Here is a 13,305-nt window from a genome sequence, read left to right as displayed (position 1 = left end):
AGGGGCGGGTTCCCGAGAGGGGGCCCGCCCCTCACGGCGTTTGTGGCGCTCACATGAAACCGCGGGGTGAACATGCGTAGGGTGCATTCAAACGAATCGGGCACATGAGGCACCGGGCGCATGAAGTACCGGATTCATGAACATGGAATCGCACAGGGCGACCGGCGGGAGGGAGCGGAAGTCATGGACGAACACAAGGAATCACTTCGCGTGGGCGCGGCCGTCCGCCGCCGCCGTCGCTCCCTCGAACTGACGCTGTCGGCCGTCGCCGGGCGCAGCGGTCTGTCGGTGCCGTTCCTCAGCCAGGTCGAGAACGAGCGGGCGCGGCCCAGCCGCCGCTCCCTGGAGAAGGTCGCCGACGCGCTGGGCACGACAGCCGTCGAGCTCCTCGCCGCCGCCGACCCGGCCCGCACCGTGGACCTGGTGCGCGCGGACGACACGGATGTGTCCGACCATCCGGAGGGCGCGGACTTCGTCGTACGGTCCCTGGTCCGCGGCCACCACCAGATGCACGCCCAGGAGTTCGTCGGGGACCACGACCCGGGCCGCGAGTTCCAGCTCCGCAACGACGTGCTGATGCATGTGACGGAGGGCGCCGTCGAGGTCGAGGCGGAGGGGCGCGCGTACCGGCTCGTCCGCGGTGACACGCTGTACCTGACCGGTGGCGTGCGGCACCGGTGGCGGGCGACCGTGCCGGACGCGCGGGTGGTCGTCGTGGCGGTCGCCGAGCACATCGACGCGGTCGACGAGCCGGGCCCGAAGTAGGCCCGCCGCCGTGCGTGTCGTCTCGCTCGTGCCGTCCCTGACGGAGGCGGTCGCCGTGACGTTGCCGGGGGTGCTCGTCGGCGCGACCGACTGGTGCACACATCCGGCGGACCTCGACGTGGCCCGGATCGGCGGCACCAAGAACCCCGACGTGCGGGCGGTCGTCGCGCTGCGCCCGGATCTGGTCGTCGCCAACGAGGAGGAGAACCGGCCGGTTGACATCGCCGATCTGCGGGCGGCGGGCGTCGAGGTGCTGGTCACCGAGGTACGTGAACTGCCGCAGGCGGTACGGGAGTTGGACCGGCTGCTGCGGGCGTGCGGGGCGGTGGCGCGGCCGCGGTGGCTGGACGAGGCGGAGGAGGCCTGGGCCCAACTGCCTTTTCCCGGGCGCCGGTTGACGGCCGTCGTGCCGATCTGGAGGCGGCCGTGGATGGTGCTCGGCCGGGACACCTTCGCGGGCGATCTTCTGGCCCGGCTCGGCGTCGACAACGTGTACGCGGGCCACGCCGAGCGCTATCCGCGCATCGCGCTCGACGAACTCCGCGACCGGAACCCGGACGTCGTGGTCCTGCCGGATGAGCCGTACCGCTTCACGGCGGACGACGGCCCGGAGTGCTTCGAGGGGCCGAGCGCGCTGGTCTCCGGGCGCCATCTCACCTGGTACGGGCCCTCGTTGGCGCAGGCCGCGGGGGAGCTCAGCGCGGCGCTGCGAGCAGCCGTCCGCTGAGCAGGCCGCGCGCCGTGTGGGCCGCGGCGACCGCCCAGACCGCCACCAGCCCCACGTAGAGGACGATCGCGAGGCCGTCGAACACGGCGAGGCCCGTGTGCTTGCCCAGGCCCTCCGCGCCGGTCACGCAGGTGCCGACGGGGAAGGTGAACGCCCACCACGTCATCGCGAAGCCCATGCCCCGGCGGCGCGCACGCAGGGCCATCGCGAGGGCGAGCGCCAGCCACAGCAGGGCGAAGCCCATCACCGGGACCCCGTACAGGACGGCGAACGCGGTGAAACCGTGCGCGTACGAGGCGGGGAGCACGCCGCCCGCGACGTCGGCGAACTTGTTGGCGGCCGTCGTCGACTGGCCGAGCGGGCCCAGCACGAGGAACAGCGTCGGGGTCAGCAGCAGCGGCAGGGGGCCCGCCGTGACGAGTCGCGCGAAGATCACCGGCAGCATGACCAGGGTCGCGAGCAGGCTCAGTCCGAACATGGCGTAGCAGGCGAACAGCAGGGTCTGCTGCGCCTGCCCGGCCGGCAGGTGCGGCAGCAGCAGAGGTCCCACGGCCGCGGACACCATCGGCGCGACGACCGGCAGCAGCCACACCGGCGAGGCCTCGTCGGCGGCGATGCGGTGGCGGACCACCATCAGGTAGGGGATGGTGACCGCCGCGGCGAGCCCGATGACGGTGCCCGCCGTGAACAGCACGGCGTCCACGGCGACGGCCGCTTCGAGGCCGATCCAGTCCTGTCCCACGAGGATCGTGCCCGCGCCCACCGCGAGGAGCGCCATCGAGAGGCAGCCGTAGAACGGCGCGGCCGTCGGGTCGAGCAGCTGCTGCCTGGCGCGGTCGCGGTGGTGCGTCCAGTGCAGGGCGCGGGCGCCGAGGAGGACGAGGAGCAGCGCGAACGACAGCGCCCACACCGCCGTGAGGGTGGTGCGCAGGCCCGTGAACTGGACGGGCAGCGTGGCGCCGGCGTTGGCGATGATCGCGGTGCCCATGACGGCGGCGTACCAGTTGGGGCCGAGCTGCCGGACGGCGGCGCGGACGCCGGTCAGGGGAAGGGGGAGGGGACGGGGCGCGGGGTGGGCGGCAGTGACCATGGTTCAACGATCACGCCGGCCGACGGCCCCTAGTAGGGATGACCTCGCTATGAGGGCATAACCTGGCCTTATGAGCCAGGAGCAGCAGACAGGGATCACGGAGCAGGCGCCGGACGCGGGGCTCGCGCACCGCGTGCCCGAACTCGGCGCGCTGCAGCTGCTCCTCGCGGTGGCCCGCCTCGGCAGCCTCGGCGCGGCCGCCCGTGCCCTCGGCATCACGCAGCCCGCCGCGAGCAGCCGGATCCGGTCGATGGAGCGGCAGCTCGGGCTGGCCCTCGTCGACCGCTCGCCGCGCGGCTCCCGGCTCACCGACAGCGGGGCGCTCGTCACGGACTGGGCGCGGCCCATCGTGGAGGCGGCCGAGCAGTTCGACGCGGGGGCGTCCGCGCTGCGGGACCGGCGGGATTCGCGGCTGCGGGTGGCGGCGAGCATGACGATCGCGGAGTATCTGCTGCCGAGGTGGCTGATCGCGTTGCGCGCCGAGCGGCCCGACACGGCGGTGTCGTTGCTGGCCGGGAACTCGACGGCGGTGGCGGAGCGGCTGCTCGGGGGTGAGGCGGACCTCGGGTTCGTGGAGGGGCGCACGGTTCCGGCGGGGCTCGACTCGGCGGTCATCGCGCACGACCGGCTGGTCGTGGTGACGGCGCCGGGGCATCCGTGGGCGCGTCGCCGCAAGCCGCTGGCCGCGGGGGAGCTGGCCGTTACGCCGCTCATCCTGCGGGAGGAGGGGTCGGGGACGCGGCAGGTGCTTGACGCGGCGCTGGGTGGGTTGGCGCGGCCGTTGATCGAGTTGTCGTCGACGACGGCGGTGAAGTCGGCGGCGGTGAGTGGGGCGGGGCCCTCCGTGCTGAGCGAGTTGGCGGTGGGGGAGGAGTTGGGGGCGCGGCGACTCGTGGAGATTCCGTTGGAGGGGGCGGAGTTGGGGCGGGAGTTGCGGGCGGTGTGGCCGACGGGGCACCGTCCGGTGGGGCCGGCGCGTGACCTGCTGTCGCTGACCCGTTCTGGGTGAGGCCCCCACGGGGGGTGTGACGGGGGTGTGGTGGGGCGGCGACGGGGTTGCGGTCGCGGGGCTCTGCCCCGGGCCCCGCGCCTCAATCGCCGGCGGGGCTTGAAAGATCGGGGCTCTGCCCCGGACCCCGCGGGCTCTCGTCCAAGAGCGGGGCTTGATTTGGTCACTCGCCGTCGAGCGAGGCGTGGCGGAATTGGGTGGCGGTGGGTGGGGCGTGGCGGGAGTATCGGGGGATGGGGTCAGTGCCTTCTGCCGTCGGTGTGCGTACTCCGTGGAGTGCGCTCCCCGGGTCTGTTCGGCGGGGTGTCGAGGAGGTGCTCGGGGCCGGGGTTGTTGAGGCTGTGACGCAGGGTGGGGGGTTTTCGCCGGGGGTTGCTGCGCGGGTCGTGCTTGATGATGGGCGGCGGGCGTTCGTGAAGGCTGTCAGTGCCGAGGTGAACCCTGTCAGTCCCCGGTTCCATCGGTGGGAGGCCAGGAACGCTGCCGCGCTGCCGGCCGAGGTGCCCGCTCCGCGGTTGCTCGGTGCGTACGACGACGGGACCTGGGTCGCCCTCGCCTTCGAGGACGTGGTGGGGTGGCAGCCTCATGTGCCGTGGAAGGGAGGGGAGTTGGAGCAGGTACTGGAAGCTGTGGGGGAGCTTGCTCGGGTTCTTACGCCCGCTCCGTTCCCCGCGCGTGGCGTCGGGGACGAGCTCGGTGCGGGGTTCAATGGGTGGCGGGTGCTGCTCGACGAGGGGCGGGTGGCGGACGCCGGGCTCGATCCGTGGGCCGTGCGTCATGTCGAGTGGCTCGCCGAACTGGCCGCTCCCTGGGGTACGTTCGCGTCCGGTGACACGCTCGCGCACGCCGATCTGCGGGCCGACAACATGCTGCTCACCGAGCGCGGTGTCGTTTTCGTGGACTGGCCGCATGCTCTGCGCGCCGCCCCTTGGTTCGACCTGCTGATCATGCTGCCGTGCGTACGGGCGCAGGGCGGGCCCGACCCTGAGGGGGTCTTCGCGGGGCATCCGTTGGGGCGTGAGGTCGATCCGGAGGGTGTCACGCGGACGCTCGCCGCGCTCGCCGGGTTCTTCCTGGAGCATGCGGCCCGGCCCGCGCCACCCGGCCTGCCCACGCTCCGGCCCTTCCAGCGCGCGCAGGGCGACGCCGCCCTGGCCTGGCTGCTGACCCGGCTCAGAAGCCGTGCGGCGTACCCGCGGCCCGTACCAGACCTTCCGTGACCCGCGCGTCCTCGCCCATCTCGGGGTGCCACTGCACACCCATCACCCAGGACATGCCGGGGAGTTCGACCGCCTCCACCGTGCCGTCGTCCGCGTGGGCCGAGGCGACCAGGCCCCTGCCGAGGCGGTCGACCGCCTGGTGGTGGTAGGTCGGGACCTCGGTGGGCTCCGGGACGAGGTCGCCGTAGCGGGTGCCCGGCAGCGGAGTGACGGTGTGCGTGCCGAAGGTGCCGATCTCCTTCACGTGGCCCTCGATGTGCTGCGTGAGCGTGCCACCGAGCGCGACGTTGAGAAGCTGCATGCCGCGGCAGATGCCGAGCAGCGGCGTGCCGGACGTCAACGCGGCCCGGATCAGGGCGAGTTCCCACGCGTCCCGCTCCCCGGCGGCCGGCCCCGTGCGCGGATCGCGCTCCGCGCCGTACCGGCCGGGGTCCACGTCGGGGCCGCCCGCCACGATCACCCCGTCGAGCCGGGCCACCACCGACGGCGCGTGCTTCGGGTCGTCCGGGGGAGTCATCGCGGCGAGCCCGCCGGATTGCTGCACGAGCCGGGGGTAGCCGATGGGCAGCAGCGCCGCGGGCAGCTCCCAGATGCCCCAACTGGCCCTGTCCTCCAGGTAGGTGCTGATGCCGATCAGCGGCCTGCTCACCATGGTGTCGCGCTCCCCGATGCCGTTCCCCGATGCCGTACGTACCGAGCACCCGAGCGTACGAGATCACGGCACACGCCACCGGGGCGTTCAGCATGCGGGCAGCGCCACCGGGGCAGTGTCCACTCGGCGTGCCCCGTGGCTGCTTCCCTGGTGGCTGCCCGGCGATTACGTTGTGGTTCCGGTTGACCTGAGGAGGATCTTCCCGTGGCAGACCGACCGTCCCCGCTGACCGTCGAGGAGCTGCACGCCCTCGTCAGAAGCGGAGAGATCGACACCGTGGTCCTGGCGTTCCCCGACATGCAGGGCCGCCTCCAGGGCAAGCGCTTCGCCGCCCGCTTCTTTCTCGACGAGGTACTCGAGCACGGCACGGAGGGCTGCAACTACCTGCTCGCCGTCGACACCGAGATGAACACCGTCGACGGCTACGCGATGTCCTCCTGGGACCGCGGCTACGGCGACTTCGCCATGCACCCCGACCTGTCCACCCTGCGCCGCCTCCCGTGGAACGCGGGCACGGCCATGCTCACCGCCGACCTCGCCTGGGACGACGGCTCCCCGGTCGTCGCCGCGCCCCGGCAGATACTGCGCCGCCAGCTGGAGCGCCTCGCCGATCTTGGGCTCACCGCCCAGGTCGGCACCGAACTCGAGTTCATCGTCTTCAAGGACACGTACGAGCAGGCCTGGGACACCAACTACCGGGGGCTCACACCGGCCAATCAGTACAACATCGACTACTCCGTCCTCGGCACCGGCCGCATCGAGCCGCTGCTGCGCCGCATCCGCAACGAGATGGCGGGCGCGGGCCTCACCGTCGAGTCCGCCAAGGGGGAGTGCAACCCCGGGCAGCACGAGATCGCGTTCCGCTACGACGAGGCCCTCACCACCTGCGACCAGCACGCGATCTACAAGACCGGCGCCAAGGAGATCGCCGCGCAGGAGGGCTGCTCGCTCACCTTCATGGCGAAGTACAACGAGCGGGAGGGGAACTCCTGCCACATCCATCTCTCGCTCGCCGACGCCGAGGGCAAGAACGTCATGGCGGGGTCCGGCGGTGACGGGATGTCCGAGCTCATGCGGCACTTCCTCGCCGGGCAGCTCGCCGCGCTGCGCGACTTCTCCCTGCTGTATGCCCCCAATATCAACTCCTACAAGCGGTTCCAGCCGGGCTCCTTCGCGCCGACCGCCGTCGCCTGGGGCCACGACAACCGCACCTGCTCGCTGCGCGTCGTCGGCCACGGCCGCTCCACCCGCTTCGAGAACCGGCTCCCCGGCGGGGACGTCAACCCGTATCTCGCGGTGGCCGGGCTCGTCGCGGCGGGCCTGTACGGGGTCGAGAACAAGCTGGAGCTCCCCGAGGCCTGCGCCGGGAACGCCTACACCGCCGACTACGCGCACGTCCCCTCCACCCTGCGCGAGGCCGCCGAACTCTGGGAGAACAGCCCGCTCGCCAAGGCCGCCTTCGGTGACGAGGTCGTCGCCCACTACCGCAACATGGCGCGCGTCGAGCTGGACGCGTACGACGCCGCCGTGACCGACTGGGAACTCCGCCGGGGATTCGAGAGGCTGTGAAAGGGAGCGCTTTGCTGCACGTACTGAACCCGGCCACGGAAGAACTCGTGGCCACCGTCGAGCCCGTCACCCGTGAGGACGTCGACACCGCCGTCGTCCGCGCCACCGGCGCGCAGCGCGCCTGGGCGGCGGTCGCCCCCGCCGACCGGGCCCGCCTGCTGCGCCGCTTCGCCGCCACCGTCGACCAACACCTCGAAGAACTCGCCGAGTTGGAGGTGCGTGAGGCCGGGCACCTCATCGGCAACGCCCGCTGGGAGGCCGGCAACGTACGCGATCTGCTGGAGTACGCGGCCGGAGGCGTCGAGCGGCTGACCGGACGTCAGATCCCGGTGGCGGGCGGCCTCGACGTCACCCTCCTCGAACCGCTCGGTGTCGTCGGTGTCATCGCGCCGTGGAACTTCCCGATGCCGATCGCCGCCTGGGGCACGGCCCCGGCCCTCGCGGCGGGCAACGCGGTGCTCCTCAAGCCCGCGGAGACCACCCCGCTGACCGCCCTGCGGCTCGCCGAACTCGCCCTGGAGGCAGGGCTTCCCGAGGGCCTCTTCCAGGTGCTCCCGGGGGAGGGGCCTGTCGCCGGGGACGCCCTCGTCGAGCATCCGGGCGTGGCGAAGATCGTGTTCACCGGCTCCGCCCGCGTCGGCAAGCAGGTCATGGCCAAGTGCGCGGACCGCGTCAAGCGCGTGACCCTCGAACTCGGCGGCAAGAGCCCGAACATCGTGTTCGCCGACGCGGACGTCGAGGCCGCGGCCCTCGCCACCCCCATGTCCTTCCTCGACAACTCGGGCCAGGACTGCTGCGCCCGCACCCGCATCCTCGTACAGCGGTCCGTGTACGAGCGATACCTGGAGCTGCTCGCCCCGGCCGTGGAATCGGTCGTCGTCGGCGATCCGTCCGACGAGAAGACGCAGATGGGACCGCTCATCTCCAAGTCACAACTGGCGCGGGTGCGTTCGTACGTTCCGGCGGGCGCGTCCGCGATCAGGGGCGCGATCCCTGAGGGGGCGGGCTTCTGGTTCCCGCCCACCGTCCTCACCGACACCGCCCCCGACGCGCCCGCCGCCGTCGATGAGGTCTTCGGCCCGGTCGCCGTCGTCCTCCCCTTCGAGGACGAGGCGGACGCCGTGCGCCTCGCCAACGCCCCCGAGTACGGCCTCTCCGGTTCGATCTGGACCCGCGACGTGGGCCGCGCCCTGCGGGTGTCCGGGGCCGTCCGCGCCGGCAACCTGTCCGTCAACTCGCATGCCAGCGTGCGCTATTCGACCCCGTTCGGCGGCTACAAGCAGTCCGGGTTCGGCCGTGAACTCGGCCCCGACGCCCTCGCCGCGTTCACCGAGACCAAGAACGTCTTCATCAGCACGGAGGCCTGAACACCTTATGAGCGAAGACATCATCTGCCGCCGCCTCGTCGGCCGCACCGCCGTCATCACCGGCGCCGGCAGCGGCATCGGCCTCGCCACCGCGCGCCGGCTCGCCTCCGAGGGCGCGCACGTCGTCTGCGGAGACATCGACGAGAGCGCGGGCAAGAAGGCGGCCGAGGACGTCGGCGGCACCTTCGTCCAGGTCGACGTCACCGACGCCGAGCAGGTCGAGGCGCTGTTCAGGACCGCGTACGACACCTACGGCAGCGTCGACATCGCCTTCAACAACGCGGGCATCTCGCCGCCGGACGACGACTCGATCCTCGACACCGGCCTGGAGGCCTGGAAGCGGGTCCAGGACGTCAACCTGACCTCCGTGTACCTGTGCTGCAAGGCGGCCATCCCGTACATGCGCCGCCAGGGCCGGGGCTCCATCATCAACACCGCGTCGTTCGTGGCGAGGATGGGCGCCGCCACCTCGCAGATCTCGTACACCGCGTCCAAGGGCGGCGTCCTCGCCATGTCCCGCGAGCTGGGCGTGCAGTTCGCGCGGGAGGGCATCCGGGTCAACGCCCTGTGCCCCGGCCCGGTCAACACCCCGCTGCTGCAGGAGCTGTTCGCCAAGGACCCGGAGCGGGCGGCGCGCCGGCTCGTGCACATTCCGGTCGGCCGGTTCGCCGAGGCGACGGAGATCGCGGCGGCCGTCGCCTTCCTCGCCAGCGACGACGCGGCGTTCGTGAACGCCACCGACTTCCTGGTCGATGGCGGGATCTCAGGCGCGTACGTGACACCGGCGTGAGAACCCTGTGAGCAACGCGCTCACGCGTGTACGGTCCACTCACATGCGTAACAGACATGTTGCCGCGTGGACCTCGGTCGCGGCCGCCGCCCTCATGGCGGCCGCGAGCCTGACCACTCCTGCGGCCGCCGCCACGTCCGCACAGCCCGCCGGCTCCGCCGCGAAGTGCCCCCAGCTGTCGACGAAACTGCCCTGGTACGGCCAGAACCGGGCCAAGCTCCAGCGCATGATCGACGAACGGGGAATCTGCGGGGGACACAAGGGCCCGCGTCCCGTCGCCGCGTTCGACTGGGACAACACCGTCGCCAAGAACGACGTCACCGACGCGACCATCGCCTGGTCGCTCAAGCACGACAAGATCCTGCGGCCCGCGAGCTGGAAGAAGACCAGCAAGTGGATGACCGACGACGCCGACAAGGCGCTCACCGCCGCCTGCGGCACGGACGTCCCGGTCGGCGCCCCGCTGCCGACGTCCACCGACACCGACTGCACGGACGAGATCTTCAACATCCGTGAGTCCGGCAAGACGATGAGCGGCGCCGCCGCCTTCGCGGGCGAGTGGAACCACCGCCGCACCGTGCCCCAGTACGCCTGGGTGCCGCAGTTGTTCGCGGGCAGCACCGTCCCCGAACTGGAGTCGTACGCCGCCGCCGCCCGCGCCGAGGCGCTCGCCGCACCCGTCGGCTCCACGCAGAAGCTGGGCACGCACACCATCCCCGGCTACGTGCGCTATTACGACCAGCAGCGCAACCTGATCCGTACGCTGCAGCGGGCGGGCTTCGACGTCTACATCGTGTCCGCCGGGTCCGAGCCGGTGACCGAGGTGTGGTCGCGGGGCGTCGGCATCGACCGCAAGCACACCATCGCGATCCGCTCGATCCTCGACCGCGAGGGCCGCATCACCACGTACAACGAGGGCTGCGGCGGCGTCGGGGTGAACCAGGGCGAGGCCATCCCGTACATCGACGGCAAGCGGTGCTGGGTCAACCAGGACATCTTCCACGTCAAGGGGAAGTCGGCCTGGGAGAAGCAGCGCTGGGACAAGCGCATCGCGCTCGGCGGCGGTGACGCCGACACCGACGTGACCTTCGTCGGCGACGCGACCGGCGCGCACCTCGTCCTCAACCGCAACAAGCCCGAGATCATGTGCCGGGCCTACGACAACGCCGACGGACGCTGGGTCGCCAACCCGATGTTCATCGAGCCGATGCCGCAGAAGACGGGCACGTACCCGTGCTCCACGGCCGGGTACAACAAGCCGGAGGGCGGCTTCGGGCCGCTGCTCAGGGACGACGGTTCGGTCGTCCCCGACCAGGTGGACTCGATCTACTGAGCCCTACGTCGGTGGGTGAGGGCTACAAGAACGCGTAGCCCTCGCCCCGGTACGTCGGCACCGTCTCCACGACCCGGTCGCCCGACACCAGGTGCAGCGTCTCGAACCGCTCGCACAGCTCCCCGGCCTTCGCGTGCCGGAACCACACCTTGTCCCCGATGAGCAGATCGTCGGCGGCAGAGCCGAGCAGCGGCGTCTGCACCTCGCCGGGGCCCTCCTGTGCGTCGTAGCGCAGCCCCTCCGGCAGATACGGCACCGGCAGCCGGTCGGTGCCCGCCGCGCCCGAGGCCGGATAGCCGCCACCGAGCACGGTGACCACACCGACGCCCGGCCTGCGCACCACGGGCTGCGCGAACAGCGCGGCCGGACGCCCCGTGAACGACGTGTAGTTGTCGAAGAGCCGTGGCACGTAAAGCCCGGACCCCGCCGCGATCTCGGTCACGGCCGCCTCCGCCGCCGTGTGCTGCACGCTCCCTGTGCCGCCCCCGTTCACGAACTCCAGGTCGGGCGCCACGGACCGCACCGCACGCACCACTTCCGCCCGCCGCACCGCCAGCTCCTTGCGCGCCGCGGCCTGCATGAGGCGGATCGCCCGCGAGCGCACCGGCCGCCCCGCGAGCGAGTCCCCCACGCCCGCCACATGACCCTCGTACGCCATGATCCCCGCGAGCCGGAAGCCCGGGCGGCGGGTCACGACGCGCGCCAGCTCGGCGAGTTGGGAGGGCGTACGCAGGGGTGACCTGAGCGCGCCGACCCGGACCCGGCCGCCGAGCGTCCGCCACGAGGTGTCCAGCTCCACGCAGACCCGGATCTCCTCGCGGCCCCCTTCCCGCGCGCCCTCGATGAGCCGCAACTGGGCCGGGTCGTCGACCATCACGGTCACGGCCGCCGCCAGCTTCGGGTCGTGCGCGAGCTCCGCGAAGCCGGAACGGTCGGCCGAGGGGTAGGCGAGGAGCACGTCGTCGAACCCGGACCGCGCGAGCCACAGCGACTCGGCGAGGGTGAACGACATGATCCCGGCGAAGCCCGGCCTCGCGAGCACCCGTTCCAACAGGGCGCGGGAGCGCACGGACTTGCTGGCGACGCGGATCGGCTTTCCGGCGGCCCGGCGCACCAGGTCGTCGGCGTTGGCGTCGAACGCGTCCAGGTCCACGATCGCCAGTGGGGCGTCGAGATGAGCGGTGGCCCGGTCGTACCGGGCCCGATCGGCGGCGCGCGGTGTCATGGCCGAAGCCTGCCAGACAGGATTACCGCAGGGTAGGGGGACGGATGGTGATGGATCGGTCGATCCCGTGTGCGGAGTACGCGGTGACCTGGCCGGGCCCGTTAGAGTGACGCGCACGTTGGCTTGAGAAGACGGGGGAGGCATGAGTACGGAAGCCCGACGCGTCCCTCCGCGCCCCACGACGCCTCCCCCCTCCACCCAACTTCCCCCCACGGCCCCACCGTTGCCCTCCACGCCTCCGCAGCCGGACCCGACCACGCCGTCGCCGTCGTCGCCTGCCACGCCGCCGCCCCCGGCCCCGTCGTCCCGCCTCCCGGACGGCCCGCCGCCTGCCGAACCCACCAAGGGCTCGGGCGCGCCGCTACCGCCTGCCAAGATCTCGGGCGCGCCCTTGCCGCCCGCCAAGAGTTCTGGTGCGCCGCTGCCGCCCGCCAGGAGTTCGAGCGCGCCGTTGCCGCCGGCCAAGGGCTCCGGTGCGCCGTTGCCGCCCGCGCGTGTTCCCGGTGCGCCGAAGGAAACCCCCGCCGAATCCACCACCCGGCTGCGACCCGTGCCGCCCACCCCTGGTGGGCAAAATCAAGCCCCTGCGGCGATTGAGCAGCGGGGTCCGGGGCAGAGCCCCGCGACCGCACCCCTGGTGCCGCCCATGCCACCCGTGCCACCGCAACCGTCCCGCCGCCCGATAGGCGCCGTCGACCTCACCCCCCACCCGGAGACCGCCGGACGGCCCTTCGTACGGTTCGCGCGCCCGGAGCACTACGACGACAGCACCACGCTCCTGCGCCCCGTCGGCCCCCGCCTCAAGCCGCGGACCGCGGCCATCGCCGCCTGCCTCGTGCTCGGCCTCGGCCTGATCGGCGGCGCCACCACGGGCACCCTGCTCACCGGCGACGACAGCGGCCCGCCCTCCGTGCAGACCGCGTACCGCGAGGCGGGCCAGCTCTGGCACGGCGTCCCGGTCGACCAGCTGTTCCCGCGCACGCTCAAGGGCGAGGGCGCGGGCCCCGGCCGCGCCGACCGCACCTGGACGCGGATAGCGGTCGCCCCCGATACGAGCTGCGCGAACGCCTTCGACCCGCTGCTGCACAAGGCGCTGCGCTCGGCCGGCTGTCTGCGCCTGCTGCGTGCCACGTACACCGACGCCACACAGAGCAGCGTCACCACGGTCGGCCTGATGTTCACCAAGGCCGACGCGGAGGCCACGAAGGCGCTGCGCTCCCGCTTCATGGAGCAGGGCCTGGACCGGCGCGACGACCTCATGCCCCGGCCCTACGCCGCCAAGGGCACCCTCGCCGCCGGCTTCGGAGACCGCCAGCGCGCGTCCTGGGCGATCAACATCCTCACCGACGCCCCCGTCGTCGTCTACGCGGTCTCCGGCTTCGCCGACGGCCGCACCGTCAGCGAGCCGCAACCCGCCGCCGACGCCATGAAGTCCGGTGCCACCAGCGCCCCCGCCCAGGCGGGACTCGGCCACGACGCGCAGGGCGTCGCCGACCGGATCGAACGCGACCTGCGCAAGACGGTCAAGAAGGCCGCGGACCGGGACACGGAGCAGTAG

At 72.3% G+C, this 13,305-nt stretch carries 12 protein-coding genes; 9 read left to right on the top strand and 3 right to left on the bottom strand.

Annotated elements, in window-relative coordinates:
* Positions 1-183: 183 nt before the first annotated feature.
* Both ACYSUO_RS03940 and ACYSUO_RS03935 read left to right on the top strand, forming a co-directional pair.
* Positions 184-765, top strand: coding sequence for a helix-turn-helix domain-containing protein (locus tag ACYSUO_RS03940; RefSeq protein WP_426904851.1), 582 nt, complete (start codon positions 184-186; stop codon positions 763-765).
* A 10-nt stretch (positions 766-775) separates the two neighbouring features.
* Positions 776-1,492: a helical backbone metal receptor gene (locus tag ACYSUO_RS03935; RefSeq protein WP_461774563.1), complete on the top strand. Its 717-nt coding sequence runs from the start codon at positions 776-778 to the stop codon at positions 1,490-1,492.
* Here ACYSUO_RS03935 and ACYSUO_RS03930 read toward each other — a convergent pair.
* Complete coding sequence (locus ACYSUO_RS03930) at positions 1,461-2,582, bottom strand: TDT family transporter (RefSeq protein WP_461774562.1); 1,122 nt, start codon at positions 2,580-2,582, stop codon at positions 1,461-1,463. The two genes, ACYSUO_RS03935 and ACYSUO_RS03930, sit on opposite strands and share 32 nt — an antisense overlap.
* A gap of 70 nt (positions 2,583-2,652) precedes the next feature.
* On the opposite strand from ACYSUO_RS03930, the gene ACYSUO_RS03925 reads away from it, so the two are divergent.
* Together ACYSUO_RS03925 and ACYSUO_RS03920 are read left to right on the top strand one after the other, a co-directional pair.
* On the top strand, positions 2,653-3,591 hold the full coding sequence (locus ACYSUO_RS03925) for a LysR family transcriptional regulator (RefSeq protein ID WP_461774561.1): 939 nt from the start codon (positions 2,653-2,655) through the stop codon (positions 3,589-3,591).
* A gap of 233 nt (positions 3,592-3,824) precedes the next feature.
* Positions 3,825-4,811: an aminoglycoside phosphotransferase family protein gene (locus tag ACYSUO_RS03920; protein ID WP_461774560.1), complete on the top strand. Its 987-nt coding sequence runs from the start codon at positions 3,825-3,827 to the stop codon at positions 4,809-4,811.
* On the opposite strand, the gene ACYSUO_RS03915 is transcribed toward ACYSUO_RS03920, so the two are convergent.
* Entirely contained in the window at positions 4,765-5,463 is a 699-nt protein-coding gene (locus ACYSUO_RS03915) for a gamma-glutamyl-gamma-aminobutyrate hydrolase family protein (RefSeq protein ID WP_461774559.1), read from the bottom strand. The two genes, ACYSUO_RS03920 and ACYSUO_RS03915, sit on opposite strands and share 47 nt — an antisense overlap.
* 204 nt (positions 5,464-5,667) lie before the next feature.
* Here ACYSUO_RS03915 and ACYSUO_RS03910 point away from each other — a divergent pair, with 204 nt between their 5' ends.
* From ACYSUO_RS03910 to ACYSUO_RS03895, 4 genes are read left to right on the top strand one after another with little or no spacing between them, the layout of a single operon-like run.
* On the top strand, positions 5,668-7,032 hold the full coding sequence (locus tag ACYSUO_RS03910) for a glutamine synthetase family protein (protein ID WP_461774558.1): 1,365 nt from the start codon (positions 5,668-5,670) through the stop codon (positions 7,030-7,032).
* Positions 7,033-7,043: 11 nt separating this feature from the next.
* Positions 7,044-8,399, top strand: a complete 1,356-nt coding sequence (locus tag ACYSUO_RS03905; RefSeq protein ID WP_461774557.1) for an aldehyde dehydrogenase family protein — start codon at positions 7,044-7,046, stop codon at positions 8,397-8,399.
* A 7-nt stretch (positions 8,400-8,406) separates the two neighbouring features.
* Positions 8,407-9,189 (top strand): 3-oxoacyl-ACP reductase, encoded by a 783-nt coding sequence (locus ACYSUO_RS03900; protein WP_461774556.1) that lies wholly within the window; start codon positions 8,407-8,409, stop codon positions 9,187-9,189.
* Between the two features lie 43 nt (positions 9,190-9,232).
* Entirely contained in the window at positions 9,233-10,522 is a 1,290-nt protein-coding gene (locus ACYSUO_RS03895) for an HAD family hydrolase (RefSeq protein ID WP_461774555.1), read from the top strand.
* Between the two features lie 22 nt (positions 10,523-10,544).
* Here ACYSUO_RS03895 and ACYSUO_RS03890 read toward each other — a convergent pair whose 3' ends face one another.
* On the bottom strand, positions 10,545-11,747 hold the full coding sequence (locus tag ACYSUO_RS03890; RefSeq protein ID WP_461774554.1) for an amino acid deaminase/aldolase: 1,203 nt from the start codon (positions 11,745-11,747) through the stop codon (positions 10,545-10,547).
* A 646-nt stretch (positions 11,748-12,393) separates the two neighbouring features.
* Here ACYSUO_RS03890 and ACYSUO_RS03885 point away from each other — a divergent pair.
* Positions 12,394-13,305 carry a hypothetical protein gene (locus ACYSUO_RS03885; RefSeq protein WP_461774553.1) on the top strand — a complete coding sequence of 304 codons (912 nt, stop codon included), beginning with the start codon at positions 12,394-12,396 and terminating at the stop codon, positions 13,303-13,305.

The sequence above is a fragment of the Streptomyces sp. UC4497 genome (genome assembly GCF_054871485.1).
Note: the sequence above shows the minus strand (reverse complement) of the source record. Positions and strands in the feature narration are given on the sequence as shown.